34 protein-coding genes and 5 tRNA genes are annotated in these 18,679 nt (G+C 49.8%); all 39 read left to right on the top strand.

The window, feature by feature from the left end:
- The 39 genes from BUB67_RS06000 to rplQ all read left to right on the top strand — a co-directional run bounded on the left by BUB67_RS06000 (position 1) and on the right by rplQ (position 18,589).
- Positions 1-513 carry an NYN domain-containing protein gene (locus BUB67_RS06000; protein ID WP_073237280.1) on the top strand — a complete coding sequence of 171 codons (513 nt, stop codon included), beginning with the start codon at positions 1-3 and terminating at the stop codon, positions 511-513.
- A gap of 332 nt (positions 514-845) precedes the next feature.
- Positions 846-1,490: an RNA polymerase sporulation sigma factor SigH gene (gene sigH / locus BUB67_RS05995; RefSeq protein ID WP_073237277.1), complete on the top strand. Its 645-nt coding sequence runs from the start codon at positions 846-848 to the stop codon at positions 1,488-1,490.
- A gap of 168 nt (positions 1,491-1,658) precedes the next feature.
- Positions 1,659-1,734 (top strand) — tRNA-Thr (locus BUB67_RS05990).
- Between the two features lie 9 nt (positions 1,735-1,743).
- A tRNA-Tyr gene (locus BUB67_RS05985) sits at positions 1,744-1,829 on the top strand.
- 92 nt (positions 1,830-1,921) lie between these two features.
- A tRNA-Met gene (locus tag BUB67_RS05980) sits at positions 1,922-1,997 on the top strand.
- Between the two features lie 3 nt (positions 1,998-2,000).
- A tRNA-Thr gene (locus BUB67_RS05975) sits at positions 2,001-2,076 on the top strand.
- A 9-nt stretch (positions 2,077-2,085) separates the two neighbouring features.
- Positions 2,086-2,162: transfer RNA gene (locus BUB67_RS05970), tRNA-Met, on the top strand.
- Between the two features lie 218 nt (positions 2,163-2,380).
- The gene (gene tuf, locus BUB67_RS05965) at positions 2,381-3,583 is read left to right on the top strand and encodes an elongation factor Tu (protein ID WP_073237273.1); all 1,203 of its coding nucleotides are present in this window, start codon (positions 2,381-2,383) and stop codon (positions 3,581-3,583) included.
- A gap of 169 nt (positions 3,584-3,752) precedes the next feature.
- Complete coding sequence (gene rpsJ / locus BUB67_RS05960; protein ID WP_073237268.1) at positions 3,753-4,061, top strand: 30S ribosomal protein S10; 309 nt, start codon at positions 3,753-3,755, stop codon at positions 4,059-4,061.
- A gap of 82 nt (positions 4,062-4,143) precedes the next feature.
- Positions 4,144-4,773: a 50S ribosomal protein L3 gene (rplC, locus tag BUB67_RS05955; RefSeq protein ID WP_073237263.1), complete on the top strand. Its 630-nt coding sequence runs from the start codon at positions 4,144-4,146 to the stop codon at positions 4,771-4,773.
- Between the two features lie 33 nt (positions 4,774-4,806).
- Positions 4,807-5,427, top strand: coding sequence for a 50S ribosomal protein L4 (gene rplD, locus BUB67_RS05950; protein WP_073237259.1), 621 nt, complete (start codon positions 4,807-4,809; stop codon positions 5,425-5,427).
- Positions 5,427-5,714 carry a 50S ribosomal protein L23 gene (gene rplW, locus BUB67_RS05945; protein WP_073237256.1) on the top strand — a complete coding sequence of 96 codons (288 nt, stop codon included), beginning with the start codon at positions 5,427-5,429 and terminating at the stop codon, positions 5,712-5,714. Before rplD ends, rplW begins: the two co-directional genes overlap by 1 nt.
- Before the next feature lie 14 nt (positions 5,715-5,728).
- Complete coding sequence (gene rplB / locus BUB67_RS05940; RefSeq protein WP_073237253.1) at positions 5,729-6,553, top strand: 50S ribosomal protein L2; 825 nt, start codon at positions 5,729-5,731, stop codon at positions 6,551-6,553.
- A 71-nt stretch (positions 6,554-6,624) separates the two neighbouring features.
- Complete coding sequence (gene rpsS / locus BUB67_RS05935) at positions 6,625-6,909, top strand: 30S ribosomal protein S19 (RefSeq protein ID WP_073237248.1); 285 nt, start codon at positions 6,625-6,627, stop codon at positions 6,907-6,909.
- Positions 6,910-6,929: 20 nt separating this feature from the next.
- Positions 6,930-7,271 carry a 50S ribosomal protein L22 gene (gene rplV / locus BUB67_RS05930; RefSeq protein ID WP_073237245.1) on the top strand — a complete coding sequence of 114 codons (342 nt, stop codon included), beginning with the start codon at positions 6,930-6,932 and terminating at the stop codon, positions 7,269-7,271.
- Between the two features lie 4 nt (positions 7,272-7,275).
- Complete coding sequence (gene rpsC, locus BUB67_RS05925; RefSeq protein ID WP_073237242.1) at positions 7,276-7,941, top strand: 30S ribosomal protein S3; 666 nt, start codon at positions 7,276-7,278, stop codon at positions 7,939-7,941.
- A gap of 3 nt (positions 7,942-7,944) precedes the next feature.
- Positions 7,945-8,379, top strand: a complete 435-nt coding sequence (gene rplP / locus BUB67_RS05920) for a 50S ribosomal protein L16 (RefSeq protein ID WP_008410864.1) — start codon at positions 7,945-7,947, stop codon at positions 8,377-8,379.
- Positions 8,369-8,566 carry a 50S ribosomal protein L29 gene (gene rpmC / locus BUB67_RS05915; protein WP_073237238.1) on the top strand — a complete coding sequence of 66 codons (198 nt, stop codon included), beginning with the start codon at positions 8,369-8,371 and terminating at the stop codon, positions 8,564-8,566. Before rplP ends, rpmC begins: the two co-directional genes overlap by 11 nt.
- A gap of 44 nt (positions 8,567-8,610) precedes the next feature.
- A complete protein-coding gene (rpsQ, locus tag BUB67_RS05910) occupies positions 8,611-8,880 on the top strand; it encodes a 30S ribosomal protein S17 (RefSeq protein ID WP_073237235.1) in 270 nt (89 codons plus the stop codon).
- A gap of 39 nt (positions 8,881-8,919) precedes the next feature.
- Positions 8,920-9,288, top strand: coding sequence for a 50S ribosomal protein L14 (gene rplN / locus BUB67_RS05905; RefSeq protein ID WP_008410868.1), 369 nt, complete (start codon positions 8,920-8,922; stop codon positions 9,286-9,288).
- A gap of 94 nt (positions 9,289-9,382) precedes the next feature.
- Complete coding sequence (rplX, locus tag BUB67_RS05900; RefSeq protein WP_073237232.1) at positions 9,383-9,703, top strand: 50S ribosomal protein L24; 321 nt, start codon at positions 9,383-9,385, stop codon at positions 9,701-9,703.
- A 27-nt stretch (positions 9,704-9,730) separates the two neighbouring features.
- Positions 9,731-10,276, top strand: a complete 546-nt coding sequence (gene rplE / locus BUB67_RS05895) for a 50S ribosomal protein L5 (protein WP_073237229.1) — start codon at positions 9,731-9,733, stop codon at positions 10,274-10,276.
- A 23-nt stretch (positions 10,277-10,299) separates the two neighbouring features.
- The gene (locus BUB67_RS05890) at positions 10,300-10,485 is read left to right on the top strand and encodes a type Z 30S ribosomal protein S14 (RefSeq protein ID WP_073237225.1); all 186 of its coding nucleotides are present in this window, start codon (positions 10,300-10,302) and stop codon (positions 10,483-10,485) included.
- 21 nt (positions 10,486-10,506) lie between these two features.
- Positions 10,507-10,905, top strand: a complete 399-nt coding sequence (rpsH, locus tag BUB67_RS05885) for a 30S ribosomal protein S8 (RefSeq protein ID WP_073237222.1) — start codon at positions 10,507-10,509, stop codon at positions 10,903-10,905.
- Between the two features lie 24 nt (positions 10,906-10,929).
- A complete protein-coding gene (gene rplF, locus BUB67_RS05880) occupies positions 10,930-11,478 on the top strand; it encodes a 50S ribosomal protein L6 (protein ID WP_073237220.1) in 549 nt (182 codons plus the stop codon).
- An 18-nt stretch (positions 11,479-11,496) separates the two neighbouring features.
- A complete protein-coding gene (gene rplR, locus BUB67_RS05875) occupies positions 11,497-11,865 on the top strand; it encodes a 50S ribosomal protein L18 (RefSeq protein WP_073237217.1) in 369 nt (122 codons plus the stop codon).
- Between the two features lie 30 nt (positions 11,866-11,895).
- On the top strand, positions 11,896-12,396 hold the full coding sequence (gene rpsE / locus BUB67_RS05870) for a 30S ribosomal protein S5 (protein WP_073237212.1): 501 nt from the start codon (positions 11,896-11,898) through the stop codon (positions 12,394-12,396).
- 11 nt (positions 12,397-12,407) lie between these two features.
- Positions 12,408-12,587 (top strand): 50S ribosomal protein L30, encoded by a 180-nt coding sequence (gene rpmD / locus BUB67_RS05865; protein WP_073237209.1) that lies wholly within the window; start codon positions 12,408-12,410, stop codon positions 12,585-12,587.
- 14 nt (positions 12,588-12,601) lie between these two features.
- Positions 12,602-13,042, top strand: coding sequence for a 50S ribosomal protein L15 (gene rplO / locus BUB67_RS05860; protein WP_073237207.1), 441 nt, complete (start codon positions 12,602-12,604; stop codon positions 13,040-13,042).
- 2 nt (positions 13,043-13,044) lie between these two features.
- Positions 13,045-14,304 carry a preprotein translocase subunit SecY gene (secY, locus tag BUB67_RS05855; protein WP_073237203.1) on the top strand — a complete coding sequence of 420 codons (1,260 nt, stop codon included), beginning with the start codon at positions 13,045-13,047 and terminating at the stop codon, positions 14,302-14,304.
- A gap of 13 nt (positions 14,305-14,317) precedes the next feature.
- Positions 14,318-15,064: a type I methionyl aminopeptidase gene (map, locus tag BUB67_RS05850; protein ID WP_073237198.1), complete on the top strand. Its 747-nt coding sequence runs from the start codon at positions 14,318-14,320 to the stop codon at positions 15,062-15,064.
- 29 nt (positions 15,065-15,093) lie between these two features.
- Positions 15,094-15,402 (top strand): KOW domain-containing RNA-binding protein, encoded by a 309-nt coding sequence (locus BUB67_RS05845; protein ID WP_073237375.1) that lies wholly within the window; start codon positions 15,094-15,096, stop codon positions 15,400-15,402.
- Between the two features lie 19 nt (positions 15,403-15,421).
- Positions 15,422-15,640, top strand: coding sequence for a translation initiation factor IF-1 (gene infA, locus BUB67_RS05840; protein WP_003544696.1), 219 nt, complete (start codon positions 15,422-15,424; stop codon positions 15,638-15,640).
- A gap of 27 nt (positions 15,641-15,667) precedes the next feature.
- Entirely contained in the window at positions 15,668-15,781 is a 114-nt protein-coding gene (gene rpmJ / locus BUB67_RS05835) for a 50S ribosomal protein L36 (protein ID WP_003544690.1), read from the top strand.
- 21 nt (positions 15,782-15,802) lie between these two features.
- On the top strand, positions 15,803-16,174 hold the full coding sequence (gene rpsM / locus BUB67_RS05830) for a 30S ribosomal protein S13 (RefSeq protein ID WP_073237195.1): 372 nt from the start codon (positions 15,803-15,805) through the stop codon (positions 16,172-16,174).
- A 24-nt stretch (positions 16,175-16,198) separates the two neighbouring features.
- Positions 16,199-16,588 carry a 30S ribosomal protein S11 gene (rpsK, locus tag BUB67_RS05825; protein WP_073237191.1) on the top strand — a complete coding sequence of 130 codons (390 nt, stop codon included), beginning with the start codon at positions 16,199-16,201 and terminating at the stop codon, positions 16,586-16,588.
- A gap of 21 nt (positions 16,589-16,609) precedes the next feature.
- Positions 16,610-17,236, top strand: a complete 627-nt coding sequence (rpsD, locus tag BUB67_RS05820; RefSeq protein WP_073237187.1) for a 30S ribosomal protein S4 — start codon at positions 16,610-16,612, stop codon at positions 17,234-17,236.
- Positions 17,237-17,285: 49 nt separating this feature from the next.
- Entirely contained in the window at positions 17,286-18,236 is a 951-nt protein-coding gene (locus BUB67_RS05815) for a DNA-directed RNA polymerase subunit alpha (RefSeq protein WP_073237184.1), read from the top strand.
- A 14-nt stretch (positions 18,237-18,250) separates the two neighbouring features.
- The gene (rplQ, locus tag BUB67_RS05810; RefSeq protein ID WP_008410895.1) at positions 18,251-18,589 is read left to right on the top strand and encodes a 50S ribosomal protein L17; all 339 of its coding nucleotides are present in this window, start codon (positions 18,251-18,253) and stop codon (positions 18,587-18,589) included.
- Positions 18,590-18,679 lie beyond the last annotated feature (90 nt).

Genomic DNA, 18,679 nt, shown 5'->3' with positions numbered 1-18,679 from the left:
ATGCAGGAATTTTATGTGGTGGACGGGTATAACATCATTCATGCCTGGCCGGAATTTGAGGGTATGATCGACAGCGGACTGGACCACTGCAGGGACAAGCTCATTCACATCCTGGCCAACTTTGCCGGTTTTGACGGGGGTTCGGTCAAGGTGGTATTTGACGCCCACCTTGTTAAACGAGGGATAGAACACCGCGAAATGGTTCATGGCATAGAAGTGTTTTATACCCAGGAAGGAGAAACCGCTGACTCGTTAATTGAAAGGATTGTTGGGGACCTAGGAAAACAGGGAACTGTCTACGTCGTGACTTCCGACTGGGATGAACAACGGATTATCTTTGGCCGGGGGGCCTACCGTTTAACGCCGAAGGAGTTCAGGGGGCAGGTGATGAAGGTCAACCGGCGGCGGGAAGAGGAGTTTAACAAACCCAATCCCACCGAGGGGTATTTGGAAGACAAGCTGCCCGAGGATATCCGAAAAATACTGGAAAAATGGCGACGCAGCAAGAACTAAAGTCCGCAAGGCTTGGCTTTATTTTGCCTTGACGAGCCTTTTTAACATAGGCTATAATTAGTCATGTAACTTAAGCAGTTAATTGTTTAGCTGCTTTCGCGGATGGGTGAATCAGACCCCGGGTGCCATGGTAAGACTTTACGTCTTTTGCAATTAACAGGTAAAAGAAAAGCGTACCCTTGCGGGGGGCTTGTAGCTACCGGGTTCCTCGTAACCACGGGTGTACAGACTCCTGGACACAACACTGAAGGTGTGCCTGAAAGGTACAGCGTAGTCATGCTTTTCTGACTGTTTGGTGGTTTCCTAGAGACAAGAAAGCGGGGGCGATAGTTTTGAGTTCAAATGCACAAAGAGAAGTTTCCGGCGGATATCAGATTATGGTAGATGAGGATGTCGTTGAGTTTGCGCGTGAGGGCGACGACGCAGCGCTGGAGTACTTGATTAATAAATATAAAAACTTTGTGCGTGCAAAAGCCCGCTCATATTTCCTTATCGGAGCCGACAGAGAAGATATCATTCAGGAGGGCATGATCGGACTTTATAAAGCCATTCGCGACTTTCGCATGGACAAACTTTCTTCTTTTCGTGCCTTTGCTGAACTGTGCATCACCAGGCAGATTATTACGGCCATCAAAACAGCAACCAGACAAAAGCATATACCGCTAAACTCTTATGTATCATTAAATAAACCTATTTATGATGAAGATTCAGACCGTACCCTGCTGGATGTGATTTCTGGGTCTAAAATTACCGACCCCGAGGAACTCATCATCAGCCGGGAGGAATTTGATGATATCGAAGAGAAAATGGGTGAAATATTAAGTTCTCTGGAATGGAAGGTTCTTATGTCTTACCTGGAAGGAAAGTCCTACCAGGAAATTGCCGAAGATTTAAACCGGCATGTTAAATCCATTGACAATGCCCTGCAAAGGGTGAAACGCAAGCTGGAAAGATACCTGGAAAAACGGGAAGCCTAGTTAACCGGTCAACTGGTTTTATAGAGATAAATACTACATGGTAATGCGTTTTACCTTTATTTAAGGTTAAAAAATTTTTGAGTTAAAAATCGCTAATATTACCAAACAATACATGGCCGCGGGTGTTGACACCGGGTGCTACATCTGCTATTATAATCAATGTTCGATGCCGACGTAGCTCAATTGGTAGAGCAGCTGACTTGTAATCAGCAGGTTGCGGGTTCGAGTCCCATCGTCGGCTCCAATAAAATTCGGAGGGATTCCCGAGTGGCCAAAGGGAGCAGACTGTAAATCTGCCGGCGAACGCCTTCGAAGGTTCGAATCCTTCTCCCTCCACCAGATTATAGCACAGACGATAACTGCAGTAATTTTTGGCCAGACAAAATGTCTTGCTTTACATGCATCGTCTGTGATATAATATAAAATGTTGACGCGGGATAGAGCAGTTGGTAGCTCGTCGGGCTCATAACCCGAAGGTCGAGGGTTCAAGTCCCTCTCCCGCAACCAAATGCTGCTATAGCTCAGTAGGTAGAGCGTATCCTTGGTAAGGATAAGGTCACCGGTTCAATCCCGGTTAGCAGCTCCAATTTCATATGGCGGTGTAGCTCAGTTGGTCAGAGCACACGGTTCATACCCGTGGTGTCACTGGTTCGAATCCAGTCACCGCTACCAAAGACAAAGAACCTGTCCTGTAGGATAGGTTCTTTGTCTTTGGTAGCCAATGACCAAAAAGAAATGTCTGAAAAAAGAAGGATTTTTGCATTTCTTATCGAATCTAGCAATGGATTTTCAGTTAATAGGTATAAACTATGCTTAATTCTGGAAATAACTTTAGAGATGAAAGAATCTCTGGCTAAATTCCTGAATAATGGAGGAGGAGAATTTAACTCATGGCGAAGGCTAAATTCGAACGTACCAAACCCCACGTAAACATTGGTACCATCGGTCACGTTGACCACGGTAAAACCACTCTGACCGCTGCTATTACTGTAGTTCTGTCTACCGTCGGCGGCGCTCAAGTTAAGCGTTACGACGAAATTGACAACGCTCCCGAAGAGCGTGAGCGCGGTATCACCATTAACACCGCCCACGTAGAATACGAAACCGCCAACCGTCACTATGCCCACGTTGACTGCCCGGGTCACGCTGACTATGTTAAAAACATGATCACCGGGGCTGCTCAAATGGACGGCGCCATCCTGGTTGTATCCGCTGCCGACGGCCCGATGCCCCAGACCCGTGAGCACATCCTGCTGTCCCGCCAGGTAGGCGTACCTTACATCGTTGTTTTCCTGAACAAAGCTGACATGGTTGACGACCCCGAACTGCTCGAGCTGGTGGACATGGAAGTGCGCGAACTGCTGAACTCCTATGAATTCCCCGGCGATGACACTCCCATTATTGCCGGTTCCGGCCTGAAAGCCCTGGAGTGCGGCTGCGGCAAGCGCGAGTGCGAATGGTGCGGCAAGATCTGGGAACTGATGGACGCTGTGGACTCCTACATTCCCACTCCCGAGCGTGATGTAGATAAGCCGTTCCTGATGCCCGTAGAAGACGTGTTCTCCATCACTGGCCGCGGTACCGTTGCTACCGGTCGTGTAGAGCGTGGTACCGTTAAAGTACAGGACGAAGTAGAGATTGTAGGTCTGAACGACAAGCCTCGTAAGACCGTTGTAACCGGTGTGGAAATGTTCCGCAAGCTGTTAGACTTTGCCCAGGCCGGCGACAACATTGGTTGCCTGCTGCGCGGCGTGGACCGCAAAGAAATCGAGCGTGGTCAGGTACTGGCGAAGCCCGGCAGCATCAAGCCCCACACCAAGTACGAAGCAGAAGTGTACGTACTGACCAAAGAAGAAGGCGGACGTCACACCCCGTTCTTCAACGGCTATCGTCCCCAGTTCTACTTCCGGACCACCGACGTAACCGGTGTAGTACAACTGCCTGAAGGCGTAGAAATGGTAATGCCCGGCGACAACATCAAGATGAAGGTTGACCTGATCACCCCCATCGCCATCGAAGAAGGATTGCGTTTTGCTATCCGTGAAGGCGGCCGTACCGTTGGCGCCGGTGTTGTAACCGCTATCCGCGAATAAATTTCAGGTTTAAGATGCGAAGTTGGCCGTTCGTAAAAGCAGTCCCGGGGACCGCCTGGAACGAAGGCCGAACTTCGAGTTAGACTAGCGATGAAGTGGAAGGTTGCTCGCACCCTGAGGTAATTTTCACGGAGCAGTCCGCACAATCGGACGAAGGGAGAATAAGACCATGAAAAACCAAAAGATCAGAATCAGACTGAAGGCCTTTGATCATCAAATGCTTGACCAGTCCGCCGGCAAAATTGTTGAAACCGCCAAGCGGACCGGTGCGCAGGTGGCAGGTCCTGTACCCCTGCCTACCGAAAGAAGCGTTTACACCATTTTGCGTTCCCCCCACGTAAATAAAGACTCCCGGGAACAGTTTGAAATGCGTGTGCATAAGCGTTTAATCGATATCCTGGAGCCCACCCCGAAGACTGTTGATGCTCTGATGCGCCTGGACCTGCCTGCCGGCGTGGATATTGAAATAAAGCTGTAGATTGACCCCGAGAGTGTATGTTAGAAGCCCTGGGGGGACCCACGGGCTTCTAACCTCTGACTATAACAGGAGGTGTTTTGCCATGCCAAAGGGTATTCTTGGCAAAAAAGTGGGCATGACCCAAATCTTTAATGAAGCAGGCGTTGCCATTCCGGTAACCGTTGTGGAAGCCGGCCCCTGCTTGGTCGTACAAAAGAAAACTCCCGAGAATGACGGTTACAGCGCCATTCAGTTGGGCTTTGGCGAGAAACGCGAAAACTTAATTAATAAACCCATGAAGGGTCATCTGGCCAAGGCAGGCGTTCGCCCGGTGCGTTTCTTACGGGAAATCAAGGTAGAAAACCTCGATGAATATCAAGTCGGTCAAGAAATCAAAGCGGACATCTTTGCCGAAGGCGAAAAGGTGGACGTTGTAGGAACTTCCAAAGGACGCGGTTTTGCCGGTGGCATCAAACGTCACAACTTCCACCGCGGACCCATGGCCCATGGCTCCAAGTATCACCGTCGGCCCGGTTCCTCCGCAGCCAAAGGCCCTGCTCGAACCTTTAAAGGCAGAAAGCTTCCCGGACACTATGGTGTTGAACGGGTAACCGTACAAAACCTGGAAGTCGTCAAAGTGGATGCCGAACGCAACTTACTTGCCATTAAAGGTGCAGTACCCGGCCCAAGGGGCGGCCTGTTACTGATTAAAAACAGCGTCAAGGCCAAGTAGCGGTGGCGCAGCGAAAGGAGGACTGTGAATCCAATGCCTAAAGTAGCTTTATATAACGTTAACGGCGAACAGGTGGGCGAAGTGGAGCTGAAGGACGAAGTGTTCGGCATTGAGCCCCACGAGTCTGTCCTGCATGATGCCGTAACCATGCAGCTTGCCAACCAACGTCAAGGTACTCATGACACCAAAACCAGAGCGGAGGTTAGGGGCGGCGGACGCAAACCCTGGCGTCAAAAGGGCACCGGCCGCGCAAGAGCAGGCTCCACCAGATCTCCCATCTGGCGCAAGGGTGGTATCGTCTTCGGACCCCATCCCCGCGATTACTCCTATTCTTTGCCCAAGAAAGTGCGTCGCCTGGCCCTTAAGTCGGCCCTTTCCAGCAAGGTGAAGAGCGACAATATTATCGTGCTGGATACTCTTACCCTGGAAGCTCCCAAAACCAAAGAAATGGTCCGCATCCTGAACAACCTGAACGCTAAAAAGGCGCTGGTTGTAACTGCCGAGCGTGATGTCAACGTTGAAAAGTCCGCTCGCAACATCGAGGGTGTTAAACCCTTAAAAGCTGAAGGCGTTAACGTATATGACCTGTTAAAATATACCAAACTGGTTATCACCAAGGACGCCGTCGCTAAGATCGAGGAGGTGCTGGCGTAATGAAAAATCCGCGCGACATCCTCATCAAGCCGGTGGTTACCGAAAAAAGTACCGGTTTATTAGCCGATAACAAGTATACATTTATTGTTGATCTGAATGCTAACAAAACCGAAATCAAAAAGGCTGTTGAGGAAATCTTCAAGGTCAAGGTAGAAAAGGTTAACACCATGCGGGTGAAAGGCAAACTCAAGCGTGTGCGCCAATTCACCGGCAGAACCCCTGAACGCAAAAAAGCCATTGTTACCTTGAGAGAAGGCGACAAGATCGAGATCTTTGAAGGACTGTAAGGAGGGAAGCCCAGGTGGCAGTAAAAAATTATAAACCTACCTCACCTGGCCGCCGGTTTGTTACCGTCTCCGACTTTAGCGAGATCACCAAGACCGAACCTGAAAAATCTCTGCTGGAGCCTCTAAAGAAGACCGGAGGACGCAACGCCCAGGGCCGGATCACCGTTCGGCACCAGGGTGGTGGCCACAAGCGGATGTACCGCATTATTGATTTCAAACGCAACAAGGACGGCATCCCTGCCAAAGTTGCAGCCATTGAATATGATCCCAACCGTTCCGCCCGTATTGCCCTGCTGCATTACGTGGACGGCGAAAAACGTTATATTATCGCTCCTGTAGGACTGGAAGTGGGTATGACCGTTGAATCCGGTCCCAACGCAGACATTAAAGTCGGTAACTGCTTGCCGTTACGCAACATTCCCGTTGGTACCATGGTCCACAACGTTGAACTGTATCCCGGAGCCGGCGCTCAAATGGTTCGTTCCGCCGGCGCTGCTGCCCAGTTGATGGCCAAGGAAGGGAAGTATGCCAACCTGCGTCTGCCTTCCGGCGAAATGCGTCTGGTGCTGCAGGACTGCCGGGCCACCGTTGGTCAGGTAGGGAACCTGGAACACGAAAACATTACCATCGGTAAAGCCGGTCGGGCCCGTCACATGGGCATCAGGCCCACTGTTCGCGGTAAAGTTATGAACCCCGTTGATCACCCCCACGGTGGTGGTGAAGGACGTAACCCAATCGGTCGTCAACCCTCTACTCCCTGGGGTAAACCTGCAATGGGTGTTAAGACCCGTGGCAAGAAGAAGAGCGATCGCCTGATCGTCAAACGCCGCAGTAAGTAAAACAACAGGGGCTGCAATACACCCGGCCCCGTGAGTATGGAACATGAACATGATCCGGAAGGAGGTTCATAATGGCTCGTTCTCTTAAAAAAGGACCGTTTATTGACGATCACCTGTTAAAAAAAGTTGAGCAGATGAATGAGAAGGGCGAAAAGAAGGTTATCAAGACCTGGTCCCGCCGTTCCACCATCTTTCCGCAGATGATCGGCCACACCATCGCCGTATATGATGGCCGTAAACATATCCCGGTATATATCACTGAAGATATGGTCGGACACAAATTAGGTGAATTTGCACCTACCCGCACCTACAGGGGACACGGTGCTCATACCGAGCGTTCCACTGCGCTTAAGTAACCACAAGAGGGGGCTAAACGATGGAAGCGAGAGCAGTCGCCAAATTTATCCGCGTATCCCCGCGTAAAGCCCGCATGGTAGTAGATTTGATTCGGGGTAAAAAGTTAAACGAGGCTTTAGCAATCTTGCGCTATACCCCTAACAAAGCTGCCGCTGCTGTGACCAAGGTAGTCAAATCTGCTGCTGCTAACGCGGAACACAACTATGATATGGATAAAGATGAATTGGTAATATCTAAAATTTACGTAGATCAGGGACCCAGCCTGAAGCGTGTAATGCCCAGAGCCATGGGCCGTGCGGATATCATTAAAAGAAGAACCAGCCACATTACCGTAGTGGTTTCGGACAAAAAGGAGGGATAATTGCGTGGGCCAGAAGGTTAACCCCAAGGGTTTGCGTATTGGCATAATCAAAGACTGGGAAGGTAAATGGTTTGCTGATAAACGCAATTACTCCAATTTGCTGATCGAAGACGTAAAAATTCGTGAGTATATCAAGCGCAAGCTTTACCAGGCCGGTATTGCCAAAACTCAAATTGAACGGGCTGCCAACCGGGTCAAGGTCTCCATTCACACTGCCAAGCCGGGTATTGTGATCGGTCGCGGCGGTGCGGAAGTAGAAGCTCTGAGAAAAGAGCTGGAAAAAATGACCGGTAAGCAAGTTCATGTGAATATCGTAGAGATCAAGACGCCGGAAACAGACGCTCAACTGGTGGCTGAGAACATTGCTGCCCAGTTGGAAAAGCGCGTGGCTTTCCGCCGTGCTATGAAACAAACTGTACAGCGTGCTTTAAGGCTGGGCGCCAAGGGTATAAAGATTGCCTGCAGCGGCCGTCTGGCCGGAGCGGAAATCGCCCGTACCGAATGGTACAGCGAAGGCAAAGTACCCCTCCACACCCTGCGTGCAGACATTGACTATGGATTTGCCGAAGCCAATACTACCTACGGTAAAATTGGCGTAAAAGTATGGATCTACAAAGGAGAAGTTTTACCGGAAGCGAAGAAAACCGCAGCCGGTCAAGGAGGCGAGTAACCGATGCTTATTCCGAAAAGGGTTAAGTACCGCAAGCAGCACCGTCCCCGTGGTAACGGCGGTGTTACGAAAGGCGGTAGAGAAGTAAGCTTCGGCGAATACGGAATCCAGGCCCTGGAGGCAGGTTGGATCACGAACCGTCAAATCGAAGCTGCTCGTATTGCCATGACCCGTTATATTAAACGTGGTGGTAAAGTATGGATTCGCATCTTCCCGGATAAGCCGATCACCCAGAAACCGGCTGAAACTCGTATGGGTTCCGGTAAAGGTGCGCCGGAACACTGGGTGGCTATTGTCAAGCCAGGCCGTATTATGTTTGAAGTTGCCGGCGTTCCCGAAGCAACTGCCCGCGAAGCTATGCGCCTGGCCATGCATAAATTGCCCGTTAAGTGCAAGTTTGTAAAACGTGGGGAAGTAGGTGAAGCCAATGAAAGCTAAGGAAATCAGAGATCTTACTGATGCCGAATTGGCTAAGAAGATAGATGACTCCAAAGACGAACTCTTTAAATTAAGATTTCAATTGGCAACCGGACAATTGGATAACCCCATGAAAATTAAAGAGTGCAAACGGAAAATTGCCCGTTTGAAAACCATTCAGACCGAGAGAAGACTGGGCATTCGCTAAGCCAGTAAATCCGGTAAATTGTCATCGACCAGGAAGGAGGTACGATGGTGGAGCAAGGGCGTAATATGCGTAAAGTTCGCCAGGGTAAAGTGGTCAGCGATAAAATGGATAAAACTGTTGTTGTAGCAGTAGAGGATCGTGTTCGCCACCCACTGTATAACCGCACCATTCGTAAGACTAAGAAATTTAAAGCCCATGATGAAGAAAACAGCTGCCGTATCGGCGATACTGTTCGTATCATGGAAACCCGCCCGCTGTCCAAGGAAAAGCGCTGGCGTGTGATTGAAATCCTGGAACGGGCCGAACAACTGTAAGGTTCTGGCTGATACCGGGTACGAAGGGAGGTTTATTCCATGATTCAAGTGCAAACCATCTTGAAAGCTGCTGATAACACGGGGGCCCGTAAATTGATGTGCATCCGTGTGCTGGGCGGATCCCTGCGTCGTTATGCAAGCGTTGGCGATATCATCATTGCTTCCGTTAAAGAAGCTACACCCGGCGGCGTTGTTAAAAAAGGTGATGTGGTTAAGTGCGTAGTTGTACGTACCAACAAGGAAGTTCGCCGTCCGGACGGTTCCTACATCAAGTTCGATGAGAACGCAGCTGTCATCATTAAAGACGATAAAACCCCCAGGGGTACACGTATCTTTGGACCTGTGGCCCGGGAGCTGCGTGAAAAGGACTTTATGAAAATCGTTTCACTTGCACCTGAAGTTATCTAGTCGGACCAAGCAAGAGGTAAGAGTGGTAGGAGAGAAAATCGATCCAACCTCTATCTTCCCACCTCTCACCTCAAACAGGAGGTGTATGTACTACATGCCGAAAGTTCACGTTCGCAAGGGCGATACTGTTCTTGTCATCACCGGTAAAGATGCCGGCAAAAAGGGTAAAGTAATATCCGTAGAACCGGCCCAAAGCCGTGTGATCGTTGAAGGCGTAAACATTGTAAAGCGTCACCGGAAGGCCACTCCCCAGATGCCTCAAGGAGGCATTGTGGAAAAAGAGGCCCCCATCCATAGCTCTAACGTTATGCTGTATTGCTCCAAATGCAACAAACCCACCAGAATCAAGAAGAAAATACTGGACAACGGCAATAAAGAACGGGTTTGCAAGCATTGCGGGGAAACACTCAGCTAACTTGAGCGCCGGAAAGGAGGAGAACACGTGGCAAGGCTAAAGGAAAAATACCTGAAAGAAGTTGTACCGGCCTTAATGCAAAAGTTCGGTTACAAAAATATAATGCAGGTACCTAAAGTAGAAAAAGTTGTTATAAATATTGGTTTGGGCGAAGCTATTCAAAACAGTAAAGCCGTAGACGCAGCCGTTGGCGACCTGATGGCTATTACCGGACAACGCCCCATCACCACCAAAGCCAAGAAGTCCATTGCTGCCTTTAAACTCCGTGCAGGTATGACCATTGGCGCCAAGGTAACCCTGCGTGGTGAGCGGATGTACGAATTTGTTGATAAGCTGTTTAACATTGCACTGCCCCGGGTAAGAGACTTCCGTGGAGTATCAGATAAATCCTTTGACGGTCGTGGTAACTACACCCTGGGCCTGAAGGAACAGCTCATCTTCCCGGAAATTGAATACGATAAAATTGACAAAGTGCGCGGTATGGACATTACCTTCGTAACCACCGCCAAGACCGATGAAGAAGCCAGAGAGCTGCTGAGACTGATGGGCATGCCCTTTGTTAAAGCTAGCTAACTTCCGGTAAAGGAGGGTATTCGATGGCCAAAAAATCTATGATCGAAAAATCAAAAAGACCACCGAAATTCGCAGTGCGTGCCCATAATCGTTGCAAACTGTGTGGTCGGCCCCACGGCTATATGAGAAAGTTTGGCGTTTGCCGTATCTGCTTCCGTGAACTTTCCTATCGTGGAGAGATTCCTGGAGTCAAGAAAGCCAGCTGGTAATCAGGAAGGAGGTTGCATCACATGGTCATGACTGATCCCATTGCGGATTTCCTAACAAGAATTCGCAATGCTAACACTGTTTACCATGATAAAGTAGAAGCCCCGGCCTCCAACGTTAAAAAGGCTATTGCTGAAATCCTAAAGCAAGAGGGCTACATCAAAGATTACGAAACCATAGATGATGGTAAACAAGGTATCATCAGAATTTATCTAAAATATGGCAACAACAAGCAGCGCGTGATCACCGGTTTGAAGAGAATTTCCAAACCCGGGCTGCGGGTGTACGCCAAGAAAGACCAGATCCCCAAAGTATTGGGCGGACTGGGTATCGCAATCGTCTCTACATCACAAGGAATCATGACCGACAAACAAGCGCGTCAGGCCGGTCTGGGCGGCGAGGTTGTTTGCTACGTCTGGTAGCGTTCGTAACAGGAGGTGTGATAGATGTCCAGGATTGGTAAAAAACCCATTCCGGTACCGCAGGGGGTTGACATTCAGATTGATGGGAACGTAGTCAAAGTAAAAGGTCCCAAAGGTCAACTGGAACGGGAAGTCCACCGGGATATGATTATTAAACTGGAAGAAGGCAATCTGGTGGTTGAACGCCCCAGTGATGCGAAAAACCACCGGGCTCTGCATGGTTTAACCCGCACCCTGTTAAGCAATATGGTGGAAGGTGTGACCAAAGGCTTCCAGCGCAATCTGGAACTGGTCGGCGTTGGTTACCGTGCTGCCAAACAAGGGAATAAGCTGGTATTGACCGTCGGTTATTCTCACCCGGTTGAAATTGAACCCCCGGCAGGAATCGAGATCGAAGTGCCGGCTCCCACGAAAATTTCTGTCAAAGGAGCCGACAAACAAGCAGTGGGCCAATTGGCAGCCAATATTCGTGCCGTGCGCGAGCCCGAACCGTACAAAGGCAAGGGTATCAAATACGAAGGCGAAGTCATCCGCCGCAAGGCCGGTAAAGCCGGCGGTAAAGGTAAGAAATAGGGAAGGAGTTGAACTCGGTTGCTTACCAAAACTGACCGTAAAGCGATACGTGCAAAGCGTCGTCGCAGAGTACGGAATAAGATTGTGGGCACAGCGGAAAGACCTCGTCTTAATGTGTTCCGCAGCCTGAACAATATCTATGCCCAACTCATCAACGATGAAACTGGCGTGACCGTGGTTGCTGCTTCAACCCTATCGCCGGAATTAAAGGGTCAACTGAAAAACGGCGGCAACGTTGAGGCTGCTAAAGCTGTTGGTAATTTAATCGGTAAAAAAGCCCTGGAAAAAGGAATCAAAAAAGTTGTATTTGACCGTGCAGGCTACATCTACCACGGTCGTGTAAAAGCTCTGGCAGAAGGCGCCAGAGAAGCAGGGTTGGACTTCTAGTCTTGAGACAAAGGAGGGAAGCAACGACTCATGGCAAGAATTGACGCCAGCAAATTGGAACTAACCGAAAAGGTTGTGTATATAAACCGTGTTGCCAAGGTTGTAAAGGGTGGTCGGCGTTTTAGCTTCTCTGCTCTGGTGGTTGTCGGCGATGGCAACGGCCACGTAGGCGCCGGTTTAGGAAAAGCTGCTGAAGTTCCCGAAGCGATTCGCAAGGGAGTTGAAGATGCCAAGAAAAACCTGATTAAAGTGCCCTTAAACGGAACCACCATTACCCATGAGGTGCTGGGTCGTTTTGGCGCAGGAAAGGTTTTAATGAAGCCTGCTGCTAAAGGTACCGGTGTTATCGCCGGCGGTCCTGTGCGTGCGATCCTGGAACTGGCCGGAGTACGGGATATCTTAACCAAGTCCCTAGGCTCCAACAATGCCAATAACATGGTTAACGCCACCATGGAAGGTCTTAAGCAACTTAAGACTCCCGAGGAAGTGGCCCGGTTACGTGGTAAGACCGTGGAAGAATTGTTAGGTTAGGGGGACGGACAATGGCCAAGCTGAAAATTACACTGGTTCGCAGTCTTATCGGCAGGCCTGAGGCACAGCGGAAAGTTGTCCGCGCCCTTGGCTTAGGTAAGACCAATAGTGTAGTGGAAAAAACGGATTCTCCCGTCATCAGGGGAATGATCAATAAAGTGGCTCACCTGGTTAAGGTTGAGGAAGCCTAAAGGAGGTGTACCGGTTGAATCTCCATGAATTAAGACCGGCCCCCGGAGCAAGAAAAAAGGCAACCCGTAAGGGGCAGGGTATCGGCTCCGGTTTAGGTAAAACTGCCGGCAGAGGTCATAAGGGTCAAAAAGCAAGATCAGGCGGCGGTGTACGCCCCGGTTTTGAAGGCGGTCAAATGCCTTTACAGCGCCGGTTCCCTAAGAGGGGCTTCACCAATATTTTCAAGAAGAAGATTACTGCCATTAACGTGGATGCTCTGAATGTGTTCGAACCCGGCACTGAAGTAACTCCCGAAAAATTATTAGAAGCAGGTGTAATTAAGAAGATCGGCGACGGTGTAAAGATTCTGGGCGACGGTAACCTGGAAAAAGCTTTAACCGTGAAAGTGCACGCCTTTAGTAAGTCGGCTGCTGAGAAGATTGCCGCTGCTGGCGGAAAAGCCGAGGTGATCTAAGGGTGTTAAACAGCCTGAAAACTGCGTTCAAACTGGACGAACTGCGGAGCAAGCTGCTTTTTACTCTGGCGATGCTGTTTCTGTTCCGGGTGGGCGCACATATCCCGGTGCCCGGTATTAACCCGGACGCCTTTGCGGATTTATTAACCAAGGGCCAACTGCTTGGTTTCTTTGATGTCATCTCCGGGGGTGCATTCAAAAGGGCAAGTATTTTTGCCATGAGTATCACTCCCTACATTAACGCCTCCATCATCATGCAGCTCCTGACGGTGGTCATTCCTCACCTGGAGAGATTGGCCAAAGAAGGGGAAGAGGGGCGCAAGAAGATTACCCAGTACACCCGTTACTTCACCGCCGTGCTGGCTTTTATTCAGGCCATCGGTATGTCCGTGGCCCTGAAGGGTGCGCTGGTTCACCCCACCGTTTTTAACTACCTGCTGGTAGCCATCACCTTTACGGCCGGTACTGTATTGTTGATGTGGATTGGCGAACAGATCACTGAGAAAGGTATTGGCAACGGTATTTCCCTGCTGATCTTTGCGGGTATTGTCTCCAGGATACCGGCAGCCATTGTCAGCATCGGCCAGTACCTGAAAGCTGGCACCGTCAATATCCTGAGTGTTCTGGCACTGGTGGTTATCGGTGCGCTGGTCATAGCTGCCGTAGTTGCTGTACAGGAAGGCCAGCGCCGGATCCCTGTGCAGTATGCCAAGCGGGTTGTAGGTCGTCGCGTATACGGCGGTCAGACTTCCCACCTGCCGTTAAAAGTGAACCAGGCCGGTGTAATTCCTATTATCTTTGCCTCTTCACTTTTAATGTTCCCGGGTCAAATTGCTTCCTGGTTTGCCGGTAATGCTGTGGCAGACTGGTACTTAAAGTGGTTTGCCTGGGGCGGGGTTTTAAACAGCATCATCTATGCCATGTTGATCATCGGTTTCACATATTTCTACACTGCAGTCATTATGAACCCTCTGGACATGGCAGAAAACATTAAAAAGTATGGTGGCTTTATTCCCGGACTGCGTCCCGGACGTTCTACTGCCGAATATATCAGTAGAATTATGAGCAGGATTACCCTGGCCGGAGCTGTGTTTCTGGCATTAATCGCCATCCTGCCCAACATCATACTGGCCTTAACCCGTATTCCCAACGTATACTTTGGCGGCACTGCTCTCTTGATCGTGGTGGGTGTTGCTTTAGATACGATGAAGCAGATTGAATCTCACCTGCTGATGCGGAGTTACCAGGGTTTCCTGAAGTAGCGGGTGGATTCAGATGATTACAATCAAGAACGAACGAGAACTGAACTACATGCGGGATGCCGGTCGGGTGGTGGCACAAACCTTTGCAGAAATTAAGGACATGGTAAAGCCCGGTGTCACCACCAAGGAACTTGATTTAAAAGCCGAAGATTTTATTATCAGCAAAGGAGCCAGGCCGGCTTTTAAAGGGTACGGCGGATTCCCGGCCACCCTGTGCACCTCGGTGAATGAAGAAGTGGTGCACGGCATCCCTGGTTTAAGAAAACTGGAAAATGGGGATATTATTAGCATTGATTGTGGTGCGGTAATAAATGGTTATGTCGGTGACAGCGCCATTACCTTTCCGGTTGGCACCATCAGCCACGAAGCCCAGGAGTTGCTAAAGGTCACCGAGGAATCGTTGTACGCCGGCATTGCTCAAGCAGTGGAGGGAAACCGCCTTACAGATGTTTCCCACGCCATTCAACAATGGGTGGAGAAACACGGTATGTCAGTTGTTCGGGACTATGTAGGGCATGGTATCGGAGCCAAAATGCATGAAGACCCTCAGATACCCAATTTTGGACCTCCTGGCCGGGGGCCCCGGCTTAAAAAAGGCATGACGTTAGCCATTGAACCAATGGTAAACTTGGGCACCTTTGAGGTTCGCACGCTGCCGGATAACTGGACGGTTGTTACACTGGACGGTAAGTTGTCGGCCCACTTTGAACACACAATAGCCATAACCGATGATACACCAGAAATTCTAACAAAACTTTAAGTGGCCAGGGACACGGAGAGGTGTTGGAGGTGCAAGGTTTGGTTGGTGAAGTGAGGCCCGGGCAACTGGTAAGTTCGACCCAGGGGCGTGACGCAGGAAGGTACTACCTGGTTTTGCATCAGTCTGAGGATGGTTTTGTATTGGTTACTGACGGTGAATACAGAGGGATCGAAAAACCGAAAAAAAAGAACCCCAAGCATATCAAAGTCTGGCCGCTGGTTTCCGAGAGTATCGGAGCAAAGCTGGCATCCCGGAGCAAGGTAACAAATGCAGAAATAATGTCAGAACTGGCTGAACTGTTGAAGAAACTCCAGGAGGAACCTTTACTCAAAGGGTAAGGAGGTTGGGTAAAGAGCAATGTCAAAAAATGATGTCATAGAAGTTGAAGGCAAGGTGTTAGAGCCGCTCCCGAACGCCATGTTTCGGGTGGAGCTTCAGAACGGACATAAAGTCCTGGCCCATGTATCCGGAAAGATTCGCATGAACTTCATCCGAATACTGCCTGGCGACAGGGTTACGGTGGAATTGTCTCCCTATGACTTAACCCGGGGTCGCATCGTTTACCGCTTCAAGTAAAAGATCCCCCCAAAGGAGGGTTACATTATGAAAGTGAGACCATCGGTCAAGCCGATTTGTGAGAAATGCAAGATCATCCGCCGTGAAGGTAAGGTAATGGTTATCTGCGAAAATCCCAAGCATAAGCAAAAGCAAGGGTAACACGGGAGGTGTATTAGTAATATGGCACGTATTGCCGGGGTGGACCTGCCGAAGGATAAAAGGGCAGTAATCGGACTTACCTATATTTACGGTATCGGTAAGCCCACCGCTGAAAAAATTCTGGCACAAACCGGTGTTAACCCGGACACCAGAATCAAAGATTTGACTGAAGAAGAAGTTAACAAACTGCGTGATTATATTGATAAAAACCTTAAGGTTGAAGGTGACCTCCGCCGGGAAGTTGCCCTCAACATCAAGCGTCTGATTGAAATTGGTTGCTACCGGGGCCTCAGACACCGGCGTGGACTGCCTGTTCGCGGCCAGCGTACAAAAACCAATGCTCGTACCCGTAAGGGTCCCAAGAAGACCGTTGGCGTACGTAGGAAGAAGTAACGGGAGAGGGGGTAATGAACAAGCATGGCTCGTCGCCAATTAAGAACGAAGCGTAAAGAAAAGAAAAATGTTGAGCAGGGTGTGGCTCATATCAAGTCCACCTTTAACAATACCATCGTTACCATCACTGACATGAAAGGCAACACCTTGGGCTGGTCCAGCGCCGGTCAGGTTGGTTTCAAGGGTTCTCGTAAAAGCACTCCCTTTGCCGCCCAAATGGCTGCCGAAGCCGCTGCCAAAGACGCAATGGAACACGGTCTGAAAGAAGTGGAAGTAAACGTTAAAGGACCCGGTTCCGGGCGTGAGGCTGCCATTCGTTCGCTGCAAGCCGCTGGCTTAGAAGTGAGCGTAATTAAAGATGTAACACCCATTCCGCATAATGGCTGCCGGCCGCCTAAGCGCCGGAGAGTGTAAAAGGGAGGTGCGTGAGTTTACATGGCAAGATACACTGGTCCACAATGCCGCTTGTGCCGGCGTGAAGGCCTGAAACTGTACTTAAAGGGAGACCGTTGCTACACCGGTAAATGTGCTGTAGACCGTCGTAGCTATGCTCCCGGACAACACGGCCAGGGTCGTAAAAAGATTTCCGAGTATGGTATTCAATTACGTGCCAAGCAAAAGGCGCGCCGTATCTATGGTGTACTGGAAAAGCCTTTCCGCAACTACTTCGAGAAGGCAGAACGCCAACCCGGCATTACAGGTGAAAACCTGCTGCGCCTGTTAGAGCGCCGCTTAGATAACGTAGTGTACCGCCTGGGTCTGGGTTCTTCCCGTGTAGAAGCACGTCAGCTGGTCCGTCACGGGCACTTTACTGTCAATGGCAAAAAAGTAAATATCCCATCCTACCAGGTTCGGGTGGGGGATGAGATTGCTGTTCGTGAAAAGAGCAAAGCTTCTCCGCGCATCAAGGAATTAATGGAGAGAGCTGCTGACCGTACTCCTCCGGCATGGTTGGAGTATGACGGTCAGGAAGCAAAGGGCAGAGTCGTTGCATTACCGAGCCGGGATCAAATCGACGTTCCGGTTGAAGAACATCTGATCGTCGAATTGTATTCCAGGTAATTGGTCGGCTATATGTTAGTTCCGGTCCGGCCAAAGGAGGGTTACCGAATTGTTGGAGATTGAAAAGCCAAAGATTGAGATTGTGGAACAGAGTGAGGATAATACGTACGGTAAATTTGTAGTAGAACCGCTGGAGCGTGGCTACGGGATTACCCTGGGCAACTCCCTCCGCCGGATTCTACTTTCCTCCTTGCCTGGAGCTGCTGTGACATCCGTAAAAATTGAAGGAGTATTGCACGAATTCAGCACAGTTCCGGGTGTGCGGGAAGATGTTACCGATATTATCCTGAACCTGAAAAATCTTTGCCTTAAGATTCACGGTGCCGACGAGGAAAAAGTTCTTCGGGTAGAAGCCCAAACCGAAGGTCCCGTCACTGCCGGCGATATTATTCATGACGCCGACGTGGAAATTCTAAATCCCGATTTACATTTAGCAACCCTGGATACCGGCGGCCGCCTGTTTATGGAGATTACTGTAAACAAAGGCCGGGGATATGTTTCTGCAGAGAAGAATAAAAAGGGTGAGCACATCATTGGGGTTATTCCCGTCGACTCAATTTATACGCCGGTACGCAAGGTGAACTACACAGTGGAGAACACCCGTGTAGGCCAGATCACAGACTACGACAAGCTCACTCTTGAGGTCTGGACCAACGGCAGTATCCGACCGGACGAGGCCACCAGCCTTTCTGCCAAAATTTTAAGCGAGCATTTACGGCTGTTTATAGGTTTAACTGAGACGGTCAATGATGTTGAAATTATGGTGGAAAAAGAAGAGGAGCAAAAGGACAAGATCATGGAAATGACCATTGAAGAACTGGATCTGTCTGTTCGCTCCTACAACTGCCTGAAACGGGCTGGTATCAACACCGTCGAAGAACTGATCCAGCGCAATGAAGAGGACATGATGAAGGTGCGCAACCTTGGTAAGAAGTCGCTGGAAGAAGTGGTAAATAAATTACGCGAATTAGGCCTGTCGTTAAGGCAAGACGACGAGTAAGGGAGGGACGACTTGTGGGTTATCGCAGATTTGGTTTAACCACCGGCCACCGCAAAGCAATGCTGAGGAACCTCGTTACCTCTTTATTCCGGGATGAGCGGATTCAGACCACCGAACCCAGGGCTAAAGACGTACGCAGCATTGCTGAGAAGCTGGTTACTGTTGCCAAAAGAGGCGACCTGGCTGCTCGCCGCCAGTGCTTGGAATATATCTATGAAGAAGATGTAGTAAGAAAATTGTTTGATTCTATCGCCCCGAAATACGCTGACCGCCAGGGTGGCTATACCCGTATCGTAAAGGTAGGTTATCGCCGGGGTGACGCAGCAGAAATGGTGCTGCTGGAACTGGTATAATTATGATGGCGTAAGAATCGGCGGAAACCCCGGGATGTGCGGTTTCCGTTTCGCCTTGCCTGAAGGAAAGAGGAAAGACCCCGGGGAAGA

The organism is Desulforamulus putei DSM 12395, assembly GCF_900129195.1.
GTDB lineage: Bacteria > Bacillota > Desulfotomaculia > Desulfotomaculales > Desulfotomaculaceae > Desulfotomaculum > Desulfotomaculum putei.
The sequence above is the reverse complement of the archived record's forward strand: the minus strand, read 5'-3'. Positions and strand labels throughout refer to the sequence as shown.

Coding starts and splice junctions, on each gene's coding strand:
- BUB67_RS06000 (WP_073237280.1), top strand. CDS start 1: ATGCAGGAATTTTATGTGGTGGACGGGTATAACATCATTCATGCCTGG.
- tuf (WP_073237273.1), top strand. CDS start 2,381: ATGGCGAAGGCTAAATTCGAACGTACCAAACCCCACGTAAACATTGGT.
- rpsJ (WP_073237268.1), top strand. CDS start 3,753: ATGAAAAACCAAAAGATCAGAATCAGACTGAAGGCCTTTGATCATCAA.
- rplC (WP_073237263.1), top strand. CDS start 4,144: ATGCCAAAGGGTATTCTTGGCAAAAAAGTGGGCATGACCCAAATCTTT.
- rplD (WP_073237259.1), top strand. CDS start 4,807: ATGCCTAAAGTAGCTTTATATAACGTTAACGGCGAACAGGTGGGCGAA.
- rplW (WP_073237256.1), top strand. CDS start 5,427: ATGAAAAATCCGCGCGACATCCTCATCAAGCCGGTGGTTACCGAAAAA.
- rpsS (WP_073237248.1), top strand. CDS start 6,625: ATGGCTCGTTCTCTTAAAAAAGGACCGTTTATTGACGATCACCTGTTA.
- rplV (WP_073237245.1), top strand. CDS start 6,930: ATGGAAGCGAGAGCAGTCGCCAAATTTATCCGCGTATCCCCGCGTAAA.
- rplP (WP_008410864.1), top strand. CDS start 7,945: ATGCTTATTCCGAAAAGGGTTAAGTACCGCAAGCAGCACCGTCCCCGT.
- rpmC (WP_073237238.1), top strand. CDS start 8,369: ATGAAAGCTAAGGAAATCAGAGATCTTACTGATGCCGAATTGGCTAAG.
- rpsQ (WP_073237235.1), top strand. CDS start 8,611: ATGGTGGAGCAAGGGCGTAATATGCGTAAAGTTCGCCAGGGTAAAGTG.
- rplN (WP_008410868.1), top strand. CDS start 8,920: ATGATTCAAGTGCAAACCATCTTGAAAGCTGCTGATAACACGGGGGCC.
- rplX (WP_073237232.1), top strand. CDS start 9,383: ATGCCGAAAGTTCACGTTCGCAAGGGCGATACTGTTCTTGTCATCACC.
- BUB67_RS05890 (WP_073237225.1), top strand. CDS start 10,300: ATGGCCAAAAAATCTATGATCGAAAAATCAAAAAGACCACCGAAATTC.
- rpsH (WP_073237222.1), top strand. CDS start 10,507: ATGGTCATGACTGATCCCATTGCGGATTTCCTAACAAGAATTCGCAAT.
- rplF (WP_073237220.1), top strand. CDS start 10,930: ATGTCCAGGATTGGTAAAAAACCCATTCCGGTACCGCAGGGGGTTGAC.
- rpsE (WP_073237212.1), top strand. CDS start 11,896: ATGGCAAGAATTGACGCCAGCAAATTGGAACTAACCGAAAAGGTTGTG.
- rpmD (WP_073237209.1), top strand. CDS start 12,408: ATGGCCAAGCTGAAAATTACACTGGTTCGCAGTCTTATCGGCAGGCCT.
- map (WP_073237198.1), top strand. CDS start 14,318: ATGATTACAATCAAGAACGAACGAGAACTGAACTACATGCGGGATGCC.
- infA (WP_003544696.1), top strand. CDS start 15,422: ATGTCAAAAAATGATGTCATAGAAGTTGAAGGCAAGGTGTTAGAGCCG.
- rpmJ (WP_003544690.1), top strand. CDS start 15,668: ATGAAAGTGAGACCATCGGTCAAGCCGATTTGTGAGAAATGCAAGATC.
- rpsM (WP_073237195.1), top strand. CDS start 15,803: ATGGCACGTATTGCCGGGGTGGACCTGCCGAAGGATAAAAGGGCAGTA.
- rpsK (WP_073237191.1), top strand. CDS start 16,199: ATGGCTCGTCGCCAATTAAGAACGAAGCGTAAAGAAAAGAAAAATGTT.
- rpsD (WP_073237187.1), top strand. CDS start 16,610: ATGGCAAGATACACTGGTCCACAATGCCGCTTGTGCCGGCGTGAAGGC.